Below are 14,982 nucleotides of genomic sequence, written 5' to 3' on the forward strand. Positions count from 1 at the left end.
GAGAGGGCGTCTCGCCAGGCGTCGTCAGGGTTTGACCGCGACGGCACACCAGGTGCGCAGCGCGTCCGCCTCGAACGGAACGGCCACGCCCGGACTCCAGGCACGGCAGTCGACCATGCCGGGCGCGACCAGGTCGAGGCCGTCGAAGAACGTCGCGATCTCCTCCCCCGTACGGAACTGGAGCGGCACGGCCATCTTCGGGTTGGTGGCCTGGACGCGTTCCCACAGCTCGGGATGGATCCCGTCCCGGGTCACGTGGGAGAGGACCAGGTGGCTGCCGGACGGCAGGCCGTCCATCAGGCGGGCCACGAGCGCCCGGGGGTCGTCCTCGTCGGAGACGAAGTGGAGGACGGCGACGAGGAGGACCGCGACCGTGCCGGTCGATCTCGAAGTTGTTCCCGCCGCCCAGGAAGTAGTCGTACATGCGAGCCGGGCTGGGCCGGGTCGCGTCGATGCCGTCGGTGCCTGTCACGTGTCCACCTGCTCCTCGCCTGGTCGGGCCGCCGACCCGCGCGGGATGTCCGGCCGCGCGGTTCGTCTCAGGCGCCGGACCCGGCGAGGGCGCGGACGGCGTCGATCACCTGGGGGATGCGCGATCCCGTGACGGTCGGGCCGTGCGCGGTCGTGATGGCGGTGATGTCGAGCGCCGCGACCACGTCCACGGACGGCCCGAACTTCCGGGGATCGAGCCACGCGTGCCAGGGACTCATGCCGCCGCCGAACGCCCGCACCGACTCCAGATAGCGGGTCAACGGAAGGTCCTCCGCGTCCGTGGTGACGCTCGGGACCGGCGCGCCGAAGCAGTCGGCGGCCCAGTAGACCCCGCTGCGGTCGTCATAGAGCCCGTACGTCCCCGGGGCGTCGTACAGCGGAGGCCGTACGGCGGTGAGCGTCCGGTCCCCCGCGTCGAACGACCCGCCGTCGGCGATCCACCGCGTACGGCACGGGGGCGGCTCGAACGAGTGCCGCAGCCGCAGGCCGGTCTCGGTTCCGGTGACCAGCGTGGCCGCCGGGCACAGGTCCAAGGTCGTGAGGAGGTTGCCCACGTGATCGGCGTCTCCGTGGCTGATGAAGATCCACCGGACGTCCTCCGGTTCGACGACGGAGAACACGTCCCGGAGCCACCGGTCGCGGTGGATCGGAGCGCCGGTGTCCACGATGACCGGCTCACGGCCCGTGATCACCATCGAGTTGGTGTGGCGGAACCCCGCTCCGGCCTGGTCGATGCATGGGATGAGCACGACGTCCGGAGCCACCCGGCGCGGCCCGAGCAGGACTTCCGGGCGGGACTCATCCGATCGGTGGGCGGGGACGTCCTTCGGCACCGGCCGCGTCTCCGGGTATCCGTCGCTTTTTCCTGTCATGACGACAGGGTCGCCGGATGGTCTTGTCCACACCTTGGCGCGCGCTTGCTCGGCCGCGCGTCAGCCCACCCGGGCGGGCGGGCGTCAGCCCACCCGGGCGAGGAGTTCGCGTACGGGGGCCTCGTAGAGCACGGCCCCCGACCTGGCGACGAGGTCGAGCGCGGCCCGCAGGTGCCGGGAGGCGGCCTCGTCGTCGCCCAGTCCGAGCGCCAACCTGCCGAGGCACAGGTCGGCCACCGACCAGCCGAGCAGGCGCCCTCCGCTCGGAGCGAGCCGCCGGTAAAGCGCCCGGGAGGCGGCGGCGTCCCCCAGCTCCAGACACGCCTCGCTCAACAGGTCGGGGATGAACCGGTAGGCGAGGTCGCCCTCGATGGCGGCGAAATCGGCACGCGACAGGTCCGCGAGGACACCGGCGGCCTCGGCACGCCTGCCGACGTCCAGCAGTGCGGCACATCGCAGGACCATCCACCCCGCCTGGCCCGGCCGGATGGCCAGCATCTCCTCGGAAAGGGCGAGCGCCCGCCCCGCCTCACCCCGTACGCGGAGCACGAGGCAGCGGAACACCTGCTCGCGTACCGCCGCGTCGTCCCTGCCCAGGGCACCCTCGGGATGGACACGGGCCGACTCCTCCGCCTCGGCGAGTGCCTCGTCCAGATCGCCCCGCATGTACGCGCGGATGGCGGCGAGCCACGCGGCCAGGCTGAGCAGCGCCGGCTGGCGGATCCGCCTGGCGGTCTCGCGCAGCCATGCGAGAAGCGGCTCCGCCGTCTCCGACTCACCCTGTTTGACCAGCTCGTAGTAGTCGGCCTCCCGAGCGAGCCATTCGGAGACGAGGTCACCCGTCCGCCGGGCCACCTCCGCCATCTCGTCGACGACCGCCTGCCGATCGGCGTGCGTGGCGACGCCCCGCGACAGGATCTCGTACGCGCTGAGCCCGCGCAGGAGGGACCGGTCGTCGCCCCTGTCCCTGGCCTCCCGTACGGCCTCCGCCGCGAGCGCGACGCTGTCCCCGACCGGCCGGGTGAAGGAGCCGGTCACGGCGGCGGCGGCGAGAAGCTGGGGGCGCCACGGCGAGTCCGCCCCGGCATGCGCGCGCAGGGCCCTCTCGATACGCCCGGCGAGCGCGTCTCCCGCCACCCACTCCTCGTACATCGCCCAGGCCAGCGGATCGGAGAAGCCGAGCACGGCGCGGGCCAGCCGCTCGTCGTCGCCCAGCGACTCGGCGATCTCGGCGGCCTCGTCCAGGGAGGCGCGTACCCGGATGCTCATTCCGGCCGCCGACTGCGCCTCGGCCAGGTCGAGCAGCAGGTCGCACTTCAGCGCGAGATCGGTGACCGGCAACTGCCCGGTCAGCAGGACGGCGTGGCTCAGCTGCTCGGCGGCGTCCTCGTACGCGAACTGGGCCGTGGCGTGCGCCGCCGCCTGACGTGCGTACTCGATGGCCTTGCCCGCCATCCCGGCGATGACCAGGCCCTCCCGGTAGTGGTGCGCGAGCTCCGCCAGGTGGGTGCCCCGCCGTTCGAGCACGGCGGCCACGCGGGCGTGCAGGCGCCGGCGGCGAAGCGGCGCGAGCCCGTCCCTGAGCACATCGCGGACGATGTCGTGGGCGAAGCGGTAGACCAGCCCGCGTTCGGTCAGCAGGCGCGCCTGGACGGCCGCGTCCAGCACGTCGAGCACCTGGTCGTGGGGCGTGTCGACCACGTCGAGCAGGACCCCGACCTCGGCCTCACGGCCCAGCAGCGCCGCGGCGGAGAGCACTTCGGGTGTGCCCGGCGGCATCGCCGCCATCCTGCCGCGCAGCACGTCAGCGATCGCACCCGGCGCGTCCTCGCCGAGATGGACCACCTCGCCCAGGAAGAAGGGGTTGCCGCCGGTCTTCCTGGCCACGTCTGCGGCCCTGCCCGCGTCGGCTCCGGCGCGTTCGAGGTATTCGGCGATGGCGTCCTCCCGCAGGCCCCCGAGGGTGACGCGTTCGACATGCGGAAGCCGTACGAGGGTGGACAGGGCTCTGGCCAGCGGCTCCGCCACCTCGGTGTCACGATAGGTGGCCACCACGGTCAGTTCCGGGCACGACCGGGTGGCGGCGAGGAACTCCAGCAGGCGAAGCGACGAGGCGTCGGCCCACTGAAGGTCGTCAAGGACGATCAGCACCGCCCCGTGGCCGCCGACCAGCCGGGCGAACGCCTCGTACAAGGCGAACTCGCCGGTCGCTCCGGTGATCTCGGCCAGCTCTCCGCTCCTGCCGGTCAGCTCCCGTACGGCCTGCGCCCACGGCCAGTACGGCGGGGCGCCGGTGCCGTCCCAGCAGCGCCCGAAGACGACCGTGCGGGCGTGTCGCGCGGCGTCCTCGGCGAGGCTGGTCTTGCCGATGCCCGGCTCTCCCGCGATGAGGACGATCCGGTGACCGCCGGAGGTGATGGCCCGGCGCAGCACGTCCGCCTCTGCCGCCCGCCCGATCAGCCGCGTCGGCGGCACGGCCCCGGTGCGCGCGGTGCCGGAATCCGTCCCCGCCACCTGCTCCGCCGAGCCGTTCGCACCCGGCCGTGTCGCGTCGATCGCCGGAGCGACGGACGTGGAATCCGGGATGAGCGTGGGGCCCCGCGTCGCCGCAGGGTCCGGCATGAGCGCGGGATCCTGCGAGAGGATCCGCCGTTCCAGTTCCCGCGAGCGGGGGTCGGGGTCGAGACCGAGCTCGTCGACGAGCATCCGGCGCCCGTCGGCGAGCAGGGCGAGCGCGTCCACCTGCCGTCCCGCCTGATAGAGGGCGTGCGCCGTGATTCTGCGCAGCCGTTCGCGCAGTGGTTGGTCGAGCAGCAGCCGGGCCAGTCCCGGCGCGAGTTCCGGCCCCATGCCGAGAACGAGTTCGGCCTCGGACGCGTCCTCGATGACCGTGAGCCTGAGCTCCGTCAGATGGGTGATGTCGTCTCGCGCCCAGGGTTCTTCCTCGAAGCCGGAGAGAGGGGCACCGCGCCATTCGGCGAGCGCGCGCCGCAGCTCTCCGGCTCCCTCGGCGTACTCGCCCGTGCCGAGCAGCCGCCGTCCCGTGGCGATCCGCTCCTTGGCCCTGCCCAGGTCGTACGCGCCGTCGGGCATGGCGAGCGCGTATCCGCCCGGCCTGCTGACCAGCACGGACGGGCTGTCTCTGCGCGGACGGCCGGGTTCGAAGACACGGCGCAGCTTGGAGATGTACGCCTGGACCGTGTTGACAGCCCGCGGAGGCGGCTCCTCGGGCCACAGCGCGCCGATGATCCCGGCGACGCTGACCGGCCGGGGTGCGGCCAGCATGCAGAGTGCGAGCACGGCCCGCTGCTGGGACGGGCCCGTGTCGAGAACCATCCCGTCGTCCCCGATAACGGACACCGGGCCGAGCAGCCGGAACTCCACTCAGTCACTCCCCTGGTCGTACTGCGCCCGACCTTATCCAGATATCGCCGGATCTCGCGGCACCGGGCGGCCGGTGAGTGGACGGTGGCAGGCGACAGACCCGGTGGACGGTGGCGGGCCGGTGGTCGGGTGACGGCCGGGCCCGTGACGGCGACCAAGCGAGTGATGGCCGGGCCCGTGACGGCGGAGCGGTCGGGTGATGGTCAAGCCGCGTCGGGAAAGCGCCCAGAGTGGACATCCCGGGCCAGATCTCCCGTCAAAAGCGGGGCATGCCCGCGGGGTCCTCGTTCTGTCGGAGCCGCTCGGCATGATCTGGGTGCATGACATGGTGGCAGGATTTCGAGAACGAAGCGTCCGAATTCGCCGCGCGGGTGCGCGCACGGTTCGAGAGCGCGAAACACTGCACGATGGCGACGCTCCGCAAGGACGGCTCTCCTCGGATCAGCGGCACCGAAGTCGGCTTCTCCGGTGGTGATCTGCGGCTCGGCAGCATGCCCGGATCACTGAAGGCCCTCGATCTCCGCCGCGATCCGCGCTTGGCGCTCCACGGCCCCATGAGCGACATGCCTGAGGAGAATCCCAGCGCCTATCCGGGCGATGTCAAGATCGCCGGAATCGCGCACGAACTGGGTGATCCGGCGCAGTTGACGGAGTCCCACTTCTTCCGTATCGAGATCACCGAGGTGGTGCTGGTCCGGGTCGCCGAGAGCAACGACCATGTGGTGATCGAGAGCTGGCATCCCGGTCGCGGCCACGAAACACGGACGCGTCGCTGAGATCGCACCAGCCGCGCCGGGGCCAGGCCGGACGCACCGTTTGAGCTCACACCGGCCTCTCTGGGGTCACGCCGGACGCGGAAGCGGATACGCGTAGTGGTTCTCCGTTTCATTTGGATGTGGATGGTCGGTGTTCAAGCGCTCGGTTCGTTTTTGGTGGATCATCGCGACCCTCGTCTCCGCACTGCCGTACGTTCTGCCGACTCTGGGAGGCACCGGCATCGGTCTGTGCCCGATTCAGGGAGGCGACGAGCGGTACGTGGGCTTCGATCTGCCGATCTTTGGGCTGGTGTACGCGGGCATCGGGTCGGTTCTGCCGCTGCTGCTGCTCGTGTCGGCTCTGGCCACGCTCAAGGCGAGTCCTGCCATGCACCGCATCCTGGCCCGGCTGGGGGCGGGCGGCGCTCTGATCGCGGTTGCCGCCTACGCGCTGCACTCCGCGCTGTTCATCACGTATTGCCCGTCCAACGTGGCCGGGCCGTGGCTCCCGCCGCTACTCTTCGTCGCGGTCGCCGGGTGCCTCGTCGTCGCGGACCTGGCCAGGCGTCGAGGCATGCCCGGAAACGATGCCTGAGCACCGCCTCTGAGAAGGGCCCGAGCACCGCGCTTCGTCGGGTTCGCCGATCAGGCCCACCTAACCCGGGAGTGGCGGACCATGACCGGATGCACACCTACCGAGTGGCTGCGCGCCGAAGGCCTGACCGTGCAGAGCCGGTCAGCCCGCGATCGGCCACCAGGCGCGAAGCGTACGTCCAGTTGACTGCCGACGCGCGCGCATCTGTTCCTATTTGTCCAAGACTCCGCCGGCTGCCCGGCCGCACGATGAGTGCATGACGCAAACCATCCACATTGCTCCTCGTCTCATCGTGCCCGACCCGGACCACGCGTCGGCGTTCTACCAGGACGCTCTTGGCGCAGAGCAGGTCTTCCGTGCTCCGCTGGGCGACGATGGCCGACCTGCCATGATTGATCACCGCATCGGTGACTCGTCCTTCCAGCTCTCGCCGGCAGTCACCGCGTGGGGCTGGCTCTCACCCAGCGACCTCGGCGGCTCCGCAGTCCTCCTCGAGATCGAGGTAGCCGACCCGGACGCTGTTGGCGAACGTATGCTCGCCCACGGCGCCGAGGTGGTCATCCCGATCGAGAACCGGCCCTATGGCAAGCGCTCGGGCCGCATCCGTGACCCCTTCGGCCACCTGTGGATCATCACTGGCGAGCTTCGCTGAGCCCAGCTCTCGCCCGGCTGTCGTGGAGCCGGCGTGGGAGGCAGGGGTACGCCGCATCGTCGTGCTGTCCTCCCGTCACTGTCAGCCGATGACGGTCATCGCGTGATCGTTCGTTCGGGGTCTCGTCTGAGGACGAGTTTGGTGGTCTTGGCGGTGTAGGCGGCGGGGGCGTCGTCCCAGTCGGCGAGCAGGGTGGTGACGTGTTCGGCGGGGAAGGCGGTGCGTCGGAGGAAGTCCAGCAGGTCGGGCAGCGTCGCGCGGGCGTGTGAGACGCCCAGGCGCATGGTGGCGTCGGTGGCGTACATGTGCATCAGGGGCACGCGGGTGCCCGAGCCCAGGTAATAGCCGACGGCGGTGCAGATGCCGCCTGGGGCGAGGGCGCGCACGGCGCGTCGTAGGCCCGCGGGGCGTGAGGTGGCCTCGACGACGATGTCGTAGCGGTCACTGGTGCGCAGGACGGGTTCGGCGCCGAGCGCAGCGGCGATACGGCGGCGTTCGGGGTCGTCGTCGAGGTAGTGGACGGTCGCGGCGCCGTGTGCGGTCGCCAGCCCGGCGGCGTACAGACCGATGCTCTTGGCGCCGCCGCCGAGGATGAGGACGGTGCCGCCTTCGCGTTCGGCGAGCGGTGGGACGACGGCGCGCCAGGCGTCGGCGAGGTTGTCGCTGGCTGCGGCGACGCGTAGCGGTGGGATATCGGGTGGGACGGGGACGAGCATGTGGTCGGCGTGGGGGACGCGGATCAGGTCGGCGATCATGCCGCCCCAGGGGCCGCTGGCCGGCCCGAAGCCGTAGGCGGCGAGCGTGCTCCGGGTGGTGGTGGCGCATTTTGAAGTGAGGCCGCGTCGGCAGCGTGGGCAGGTTCCGCAGGAGACGGCCCAGGGCACCACCACGACCTGGCCGGCCTGGACGCTCCGCACGTCGGGCCCCACGGAGACGACTTCGGCGACGCATTCGTGGCCGATCGCGAACGGCCCACGGAAAGGCACGTCTCCGCAGATCGACCCGACGACCGGGTCGACCAGTCCGAGCCTCATCCCGGCCTGCAGCACACGGGACACCGGCCGGTGGAGCGGAAGGGTGTCCCCGTCACAGCGACCGGCCAGGAACGGGCGGACGATCGCGTCACCGGGTCCGGTCAGGACGGGGGCGTCGCGTTCCCGCCAGGCGAGCGTGCCGCTGCGCAGGAAGACCAGTTCTCTCATGCGGCGTCCTTCGCCGGCGCGGCCAGATCCGCGTAACGGATCACCGATCCGCCCGCGCCCCATGTGCCGTCGGCCTGTTCATGGACCGGCACCCACACCCGCGACGCGTCGCTCTCGCCGAGCCCGGCGGACTTCGGCACCCCCTGCGTCATCTCTCCGACCGGCCCGCTCGTACGGCACTCCGACAGCGCCCCGGCCGGGACGATGATCTCGATCATCGTCATGGCAGTCCTCCTTGGCTCGAAAGAGATCTATAACGATCGTTATAACGCCAGCTTACGGTAGCTTATAACAGTCGTCATAACCAGGGAGTGTGCCGATGTCCGGCCGGCAGCCGCAGTCACGGGAGCGGATCATCATGGGCGCGGCCGACCTGATCCGGAGGCGTGGACTGGCCGGGAGCACGGTTCGCGACCTCGCCGCGCATTCCGGTGCCCCGCTCGGCTCGACCTACCACTACTTCCCGCGCGGCAAGCAGCAGCTTGCCGCCGAAGCCGTGCGCTTCGCCGGGGAACTGGTCACGCGCTCACTGGAGCGGGAGCTGGAGGCCGGACCGGTGGCCGGGCTCCGGGCGTTCCTCGCCCTCTGGCGGCAGATCGTGATCGACAGTGACTTCTCGGCGGGATGCCCCGTCCTGGCCGTCGCCGTCGAAGAACCCCCCGCCGACACCGACCCCGAGGCGGTCCACGCCGCCGCCGAGGTCTTCACCACCTGGGAGGACCTGCTCGCCGCATCGCTGCGCGACCACGGCGCTCCGGCCGGGGACGCCGCGCAACTGGCGACTTTGATCGTGGCGGCGGTGGAGGGGACCGTCGCGCTGTGCCGGGCCAAGCGCGGCATCGAACCGCTCGACGCCGTCGCGACCCAGTTGGAGACTCTGGTCACCACCGCCATCGGCAGGTGACCACGTCTCGCCACCTGGACAGAATCCCGACATGTCGGGCCAGGCATCCGTCGGTAGGATGGGAGATGTCCCGGTGCCGCGCACGGCCGTCTGGGCCATACGTTCGTGCCCGGCATATACATGTGCTAACTTGGGGCCTGTTGCAGTTGTGGTACCCATAAACTCTGTGTGCACCTGACGGGATGTGACCTTCAGGTGCATTTTTGTTTTCTCTGGGATCTCCGGATGGGTTCATCACAGCGACGCCGGGTCCGTGCAGTGCGGTTTCCGGCTCTGCACCTGTTCAAAGGGAGATCGACATGGCAACTGGAACCGTGAAGTGGTTCAACTCGGAAAAGGGCTTCGGCTTCATCGAGCAGGACGGCGGCGGCCCCGACGTCTTCGCTCACTACTCCAACATCGCCGCCCAGGGCTACCGGGAGCTGCAGGAGGGCCAGAAGGTGTCCTTCGACATCACCCAGGGCCAGAAGGGCCCGCAGGCCGAGAACATCGTTCCCGCCTGAACCATGGCGCCCGCCACGAGCCGGGCCCTCACCTTCAACGGTCGAGGGACCCGGCTCGTGGTGTCTGTGGCCCGGGGCCGCGTCCCCGCACTCCCCCACGGTCGAGAAGCAGCGCTCTGGCCGCCGGAGGGACGGGTGCCGAATCACCGGGACCGCCGGCCCTTCTTCCTGAACCTCCGGTGAGGGAGATTTCGGATCCGGCGACCCGGCGCCCACCCGGTCACTTCAGCTTGGCGAGGTACGCCTTCATTTCCTTGATCTCGGCGGCCTGCGTGGTGACGATCGTGTCGGCCAGGGCCGTGGCCTCCGCGAACGCGCCCGACGCCCGCTCCTCCTCGGCCATCTTGATCGCGCCCTGGTGATGCTTGATCATCATCGTGACGAAGAGGCGGTCGAACGCGGACCCGTCGGCCTTGGCGAGCTTGCCGATCTCGGCCTCGGACAACATTCCCGGCATCGCGTGGTCGCGCGGGTGGGGCTCCTCACCCCAGCCGTCCAGCCATCCCTTGATCGTCCGGATCTCCGGATCCTGCGCATCGACGATCTTCGCGGCGAGATCCCTGATCCACTGGTCGCCGGCCTGGGTCCGGGCGAGCCCCGCCATGTCGATGGCCTGGAGGTGGTGGGGGATCATCATCTTCGCGAAGGAGACGTCCGCGTCGTTGTGTCCCGCCGCCTCGGTGGCCGTCGGGGAGGCGGAAGGCTCCTCCGGAGTGGTGGGCGTCTCCGACGGAGCGGCGGACGCGGTGCCGGCTTCGGAGGCGGACGCGGTCACGGGGGCCGAGGGCGAAGGACCCGCGGAGTCCGTGCCGGAGGTGGAACACCCGGCGAGCAAGGTCAGCACGACCGTACCCGTGGCGACGGGCAGGACGATCCGGCTAAAGCTGGTCACTCAGGAGAAACCTTTCTCAGCGGGGCCACTATGTGGAGGACCGAAAGATGGGCAAGTGTCCATCCGTGATCCCTTTGTCAAGGACCCTATCGCGACCAGCGATCAGTGCTTCGTCACTCAGTTCGATCATGGCGGTCAAATTTCCGGTTAACCCGCTTTGGCCTCGGGATTCACCGGAACACGTTCGCTTAGTCCACGACAGAATCCCTCATTAACCACCATCGGGAGTAGGTGGACACCTAACCTCTGACCATACCGAACGCGTGCGGAATACTCCGAAAGGTTTCATCCCGACGAAACCTCTGTTGACACGCACGAAACAGTGATACGTTCCGTTGGGAGCGCTCCCAAGCCGTAACACTTCGGGCCGAGGAGACCGGAATGGCCGATCTTCCCACCCTCGCAGAGGTAGCCGCCGCAGCCGGCGTCTCCCCGGCGACCGCGTCCCGGGTCCTGACCGGCTCGGTCCGCGTGACGACGTCCACCCGCCGCCAGGTGCATGATGCCATGTCCCGCCTCGGCTACGTACGGCGTCGCGCACCTCGTGGTTCCGGGGGCAGGCGTACCGACCAGATCATCGCAGCAGTCGTCTGCGAACAGACACCGCGACTCTTCAGCGAGCCCTTCTACGGACGACTGCTGGGCGCCTGCGAGGAGGTGCTCGCCGCGCATGGTGTACCGATGGTCGTGATGACCGCCACACCCGCGACCTCGGCGATCGCCGCCCCGCCGCTCGTCGCGGGAGCCGTCGACGGAGTGCTCCTCGTGAGCGCGAGAGCACGCCATCCCCTCGCGGTCACCCTCGCGGCGTCCGGCATCCCCGTACGCTGCGCGGGCCGTCCCCCGGACGGCGTCGAGCTGCCATACGTCGACATGGACAACAGGGACGGCGGCCGGCAGGCGGCGGAACACCTGCTGCTGAGCGACCGCCGGGCCATCGCCACCATCGCCGGCCCTCCCACGCTGCCCGCGGCCAGAGATCGCCTGGAGGGATTCCGCCAGACGCTCCGCGACGCCGGCATCTTCGACATGCCGGTGGCGTACGGCGACTTCAGCCACGCCTCCGGTGCGCACGCGATGCAGTGGCTGCTGCAACGGGCACCACATCTCGACGCCGTCTTCGCGGCGTCCGATGTGATGGCGGCCGGGGCGATGCAGACGCTGCGCCGTTCCGGCAGGAAGGTGCCCGACGACGTCGCCGTGGTCGGGTTCGACGACGCGCCGATCGCCCGGCACACGTCCCCGACCCTGACCACCGTCCGCCAGCCCGTCGAGGAACTCGCCTCGCTCGCCGCCAAACTGCTCCTCGTCTCGGTGGCCGAGGAAGGGGCATCCGAGGGCAATCCGGTACTGCCCACGGAACTGGTGGTTCGTGAATCGTCCTGAGCTCCGTGAGGGCGACGTCCTGACCCGTCGTTATCAGTTACAGGAGCGGATAGCGACGGGCGGGATGTCGGTCATCTGGCGCGCCTTCGACCAGTCCCTGCAGCGCACTGTCGCGATCAAGGTGCTGGACGGCACGCTCGACGGAGACCATCCCGGCCGCGAGCTGATCCGCCGCGAGGCCAGGGCGACCGCACGGTTGATCCACCCCGACGCCATCGAGGTCTACGACTACGGCGAGACCGTGACGAACGGCGGCCGGCTCGCCGCGTACGTGGTCATGCGCCTGCTGGAGGGGCGCTCACTGGCCGACCGGATCGTGGAGGGACCGCTGCCGTGGGCGGAGGCGGCCGCCATCGCCACCCGGCTCGCACGCGTACTCGCCGCGGCGCACGAGCGCGGCATCGTGCACCGCGACGTCACGCCGGAGAACGTGCTGCTCACCCCGGACGGTGCCAAGCTGCTCGACTTCGGCATCGCCGCGTTCACCGGTGAGGCCGACGACCACCTGGTGGCCGACTTCGGCACGCCGCCCTATGTCGCGCCCGAGCGGTTGCGCGGCATGACCGCCGATCCGGCGGTCGACGTGTACGCCCTGGGCGTGCTGCTGTTCGAAATGATCACCGGGGCTCCGCCGTACCCGGAGACGACCTGGGAGGGCATCGAGGCGGCCCGGCGCGAGAACCCGCCCCCGATCCCCGACGTGGCCGGCCTCCCCGCCGAGGTGGCCGAGCTCTGCCACCGCTGCCTCTCCCCCGATCCCCAGGTACGGCCCAGCGCCCGCGAGATGGCCGACCTGCTGACGCCGTCGCAGGGTCCGCGTGGGCGGCAGTGGCGGGGTTGGGGGGCCGCGACCGGCGCGGTGGCCATCGGTGTCCTGGTGTGGTCGCAGTACGGCGGGACGCCCGGTGGCGTGACCGCCCGGCCGCCGTCGAGCGCGTCGATCCAGGCCGCGTCCCCGTCCGGCGCTCCGTCCGGCGCTCCCGGCACCGCGGCGCCCGCGGCGGAGGATCAGGTGAAGCGCCCGCCCGCGACGCCGATCCCGGATCCGTCGGAACAGCCTGCCGCCGATCCGGTCGGTGACGCGTCGGACGATCCCGCGGGTGACTCGGCCGGCGAGCCCGTGGCCCACCCGTCGCGGGAACCTGGGACCGAGCCGAGCGGGAAGCCCAGTCCCGAGGCCCGCGGGAAACCGAGGCCGACCCCGGAGGATCCTCGCCCGCAGCCCGCCCGTACGCGCCAGGCGGACACGACGTCAGGCGGCGACCCCAGCGTGTCCACGCTGCCGCTCGCGACGCCGAAGCCGGTGTCCCTGGACAGAGCGCTCTCCCGCTTCGACCTGATCCTGGGCGACGGCCTCTCCGGGAACGAGATCAGCGCGGACGCGGCGCTGGACCTCAAACAGGTGCTGCACAACTCCATCGACGGCCACAACCTCGAAGGCATAGCGAACGTCCGGACCAAGCTCCGCGACCGGCTGCGCGAGGGCAAGCTGACGATCGCGCTCATGCGAAAGCTCGGCACCGCCCTCGACGACGTCCACGTCGCCCTGACCCGGTCCCTCGGCACGTGATCATCGCGGCGAAGGCGCCACGAACCCGTCATGCCGGAGGCGGGACACGGGAACACCGGGCGGCGCGGCGGTGACCTGAGCGGGAGCGAGCCCGCCCCACCGGAGGCGGGACGGGCTCGGCACCGTGGAATCGCGGCGGGGGTCAGGGCAGCCAGTAGTTGCCGGTGACGACGATCATCACCTGGAGCTGGATGCTGGTCGAGTAGTAGTCGTTCGACGTGAACGAGGTGGTGAGCATCTTCGTCCACAGGGCGTCGAGCCATGCCTGGCTGCCCGAGTCGGTCATCGCGGCCACCGCGAACGGAGCGAAGAAGGCGGGTTCGCTGCCGCTGCTGATCTGCGAACCGCTGAGCGAGTACCCGACCGCGACGTTGTTCGCGTTGCCGCCGGTCTTGCTCTTGATCCACGTGTTGATCTTCCGCGCCGAGGCGAGGGAGGCACTGTCACCGCTGGTCACGGCGTCGGTGCCGATACGCCACGGGTCACGGCAGGCGTTCCACCAGTACTTGCCGTCGTTCGTGTCCTCCAGCACCTCGCCGGGCGCCGGCTTGGGGGTGGTGTTGGTGTTGACCACGAAGTCCGCGAGCAGTCCGGTGCTCGACGCGTAGTTCGCCTGCTGTGAAGTGATCAGATTCTGGTGGGCCGTCCTGATCGTGTCCCACGCGGTGTCGCCGGTGGCCTTCTTGAACGCGCGGAAGTGGTCGATCAGCCAGTCGGACGAGCGGCTGACGTAGTACAGCGAGTCGCCCGCGGTGCTCCAGTCGCCCAGCCGCATCAGGTGGGTCGTCGGGTTCACCTCGCTCGACTTGATCGCGTTGATGTGCTTGACGGCCAGATCCTTGTAGTTGTACGTCCCGGTGCTGCCCCACTGCTTGTCGGCCAGCAGCAGGCCGAGGGCGACGTCCAGGTCCCCGTCCGTGGCCGAGTCGGAGCCGTTGACGCTCGTGCAGGAGGTGTCCTGCTCGGCGGCGAGGAGGTTGGCGTTGTTCACCGACGGGTGGGCCAGCATGTACTTGACCATCCCGTCGAAGACGGTCTTCGCGTTCGGGTCGGCCCCGGCCATGGTGGCCACGATGACCATGCCGTAGCCCTGCGCCTCGGCGACGTACGGGTGGTCGGCGTCGGGCGAGATCACCTCGTACCAGCCGTTGCCGCAGTTCTGCCTGACGAAGGCGGCCTTCCACTTGGTGTAGTAGTCGATCACCTTCTGGTCGAGCGTCGCCTGCGTCCCCGTGGGCCGCAGCATCCCGGCGGCGTACGCGAACTGGTGGCCGCCGAACGGCACGGCGGGGCCGCCGCCGCTGCCGCCGTCCTGGCTGACGACGGTGAGCTTGTCCACGTTCGGCCCGCCGCCGGTGCTGGTGGCGGTGGCCCTGATCGTGTTGGAGCCGGCGTTGAGGGCGACCGTGACCGAGGTGTCGGCCCACGTGTCCCAGTCGCCGGTGCCGTTGAACGCCGTGCCGGTCGACACCGTGGTCCCGTTGACCGCGATGTCCATCGGCCGGTTGGCGGTCGTGCCGTTGGCGTACCGGAACGTCAGCGTCGCCGATCCCGCCGCCGCGGCGGAGACCGACCATTGCACGTAGCCGCCGGTCGCGTTGACGTAGTCCACGAACCCCGACCCGGTGTAGCCGGTGTGGTTGGTCGCCGCCGACGCCTGCGACAGCGTCGCGTCCTCGGCCTGGTAGACGGTGGTGGCCGCCGCCGCCGGATGGACCGCGGCCAGGGGCAGCAGCAGTCCGGCGGCGATGATCAGTGATCTCATGCGCATGTCA

General features: G+C 70.3%; 13 protein-coding genes and 2 pseudogenes. 7 read left to right on the forward strand and 8 right to left on the reverse strand.

What is annotated here, in order from left to right:
- Positions 1-24: 24 nt before the first annotated feature.
- The 4 genes and pseudogenes from IMZ11_RS00720 to IMZ11_RS00730 form a co-directional block, all read right to left on the reverse strand.
- A pseudogene (locus tag IMZ11_RS00720) lies at positions 25-360 on the reverse strand (SAM-dependent methyltransferase); the annotation flags it as partial.
- Positions 361-385: 25 nt separating this feature from the next.
- Positions 386-472: pseudogene (locus tag IMZ11_RS46580) on the reverse strand (SAM-dependent methyltransferase); the annotation flags it as partial.
- Between the two features lie 67 nt (positions 473-539).
- Positions 540-1,364, reverse strand: a complete 825-nt coding sequence (locus IMZ11_RS00725; protein ID WP_228636764.1) for an MBL fold metallo-hydrolase — start codon at positions 1,362-1,364, stop codon at positions 540-542.
- Between the two features lie 84 nt (positions 1,365-1,448).
- Positions 1,449-4,748 carry an AfsR/SARP family transcriptional regulator gene (locus tag IMZ11_RS00730; protein ID WP_228636765.1) on the reverse strand — a complete coding sequence of 1,100 codons (3,300 nt, stop codon included), beginning with the start codon at positions 4,746-4,748 and terminating at the stop codon, positions 1,449-1,451.
- Positions 4,749-5,068: 320 nt separating this feature from the next.
- Between IMZ11_RS00730 and IMZ11_RS00735 the strand changes: the two genes are divergently transcribed.
- From IMZ11_RS00735 to IMZ11_RS00745, 3 genes are all read left to right on the forward strand, one after another.
- Positions 5,069-5,524 (forward strand): pyridoxamine 5'-phosphate oxidase family protein, encoded by a 456-nt coding sequence (locus IMZ11_RS00735; RefSeq protein WP_228636766.1) that lies wholly within the window; start codon positions 5,069-5,071, stop codon positions 5,522-5,524.
- 130 nt (positions 5,525-5,654) lie between these two features.
- The gene (locus IMZ11_RS00740) at positions 5,655-6,098 is read left to right on the forward strand and encodes a hypothetical protein (RefSeq protein ID WP_228636767.1); all 444 of its coding nucleotides are present in this window, start codon (positions 5,655-5,657) and stop codon (positions 6,096-6,098) included.
- 256 nt (positions 6,099-6,354) lie between these two features.
- Positions 6,355-6,750: a VOC family protein gene (locus IMZ11_RS00745; protein ID WP_228636768.1), complete on the forward strand. Its 396-nt coding sequence runs from the start codon at positions 6,355-6,357 to the stop codon at positions 6,748-6,750.
- A gap of 95 nt (positions 6,751-6,845) precedes the next feature.
- Here IMZ11_RS00745 and IMZ11_RS00750 read toward each other — a convergent pair whose 3' ends face one another.
- Complete coding sequence (locus IMZ11_RS00750) at positions 6,846-7,952, reverse strand: zinc-binding dehydrogenase (RefSeq protein WP_228636769.1); 1,107 nt, start codon at positions 7,950-7,952, stop codon at positions 6,846-6,848.
- The gene (locus tag IMZ11_RS00755) at positions 7,949-8,176 is read right to left on the reverse strand and encodes a hypothetical protein (RefSeq protein ID WP_228636770.1); all 228 of its coding nucleotides are present in this window, start codon (positions 8,174-8,176) and stop codon (positions 7,949-7,951) included. The genes IMZ11_RS00750 and IMZ11_RS00755 overlap by 4 nt, the downstream gene beginning before the upstream one ends.
- A 95-nt stretch (positions 8,177-8,271) precedes the next feature.
- On the opposite strand from IMZ11_RS00755, the gene IMZ11_RS00760 reads away from it, so the two are divergent.
- On the forward strand, positions 8,272-8,856 hold the full coding sequence (locus IMZ11_RS00760) for a TetR/AcrR family transcriptional regulator (RefSeq protein ID WP_228636771.1): 585 nt from the start codon (positions 8,272-8,274) through the stop codon (positions 8,854-8,856).
- A 299-nt stretch (positions 8,857-9,155) separates the two neighbouring features.
- Positions 9,156-9,359 (forward strand): cold-shock protein, encoded by a 204-nt coding sequence (locus IMZ11_RS00765; protein ID WP_061254946.1) that lies wholly within the window; start codon positions 9,156-9,158, stop codon positions 9,357-9,359.
- Between the two features lie 220 nt (positions 9,360-9,579).
- On the opposite strand, the gene IMZ11_RS00770 is transcribed toward IMZ11_RS00765, so the two are convergent.
- A complete protein-coding gene (locus tag IMZ11_RS00770; protein ID WP_228636772.1) occupies positions 9,580-10,251 on the reverse strand; it encodes a DUF305 domain-containing protein in 672 nt (223 codons plus the stop codon).
- Positions 10,252-10,632: 381 nt separating this feature from the next.
- Here IMZ11_RS00770 and IMZ11_RS00775 point away from each other — a divergent pair, with 381 nt between their 5' ends.
- Positions 10,633-11,637, forward strand: coding sequence for a LacI family DNA-binding transcriptional regulator (locus tag IMZ11_RS00775; RefSeq protein WP_228636773.1), 1,005 nt, complete (start codon positions 10,633-10,635; stop codon positions 11,635-11,637).
- Positions 11,624-13,207 carry a serine/threonine-protein kinase gene (locus IMZ11_RS00780; RefSeq protein ID WP_228636774.1) on the forward strand — a complete coding sequence of 528 codons (1,584 nt, stop codon included), beginning with the start codon at positions 11,624-11,626 and terminating at the stop codon, positions 13,205-13,207. The genes IMZ11_RS00775 and IMZ11_RS00780 overlap by 14 nt, the downstream gene beginning before the upstream one ends.
- A 142-nt stretch (positions 13,208-13,349) precedes the next feature.
- Here IMZ11_RS00780 and IMZ11_RS00785 read toward each other — a convergent pair whose 3' ends face one another.
- Complete coding sequence (locus tag IMZ11_RS00785; RefSeq protein ID WP_228636775.1) at positions 13,350-14,978, reverse strand: glycosyl hydrolase family 8; 1,629 nt, start codon at positions 14,976-14,978, stop codon at positions 13,350-13,352.
- Positions 14,979-14,982: the final 4 nt, after the last annotated feature.

This window comes from Microtetraspora sp. AC03309, assembly GCF_020826795.1.
Classification (GTDB): Bacteria; Actinomycetota; Actinomycetes; order Streptosporangiales; family Streptosporangiaceae; genus Microtetraspora; species Microtetraspora glauca.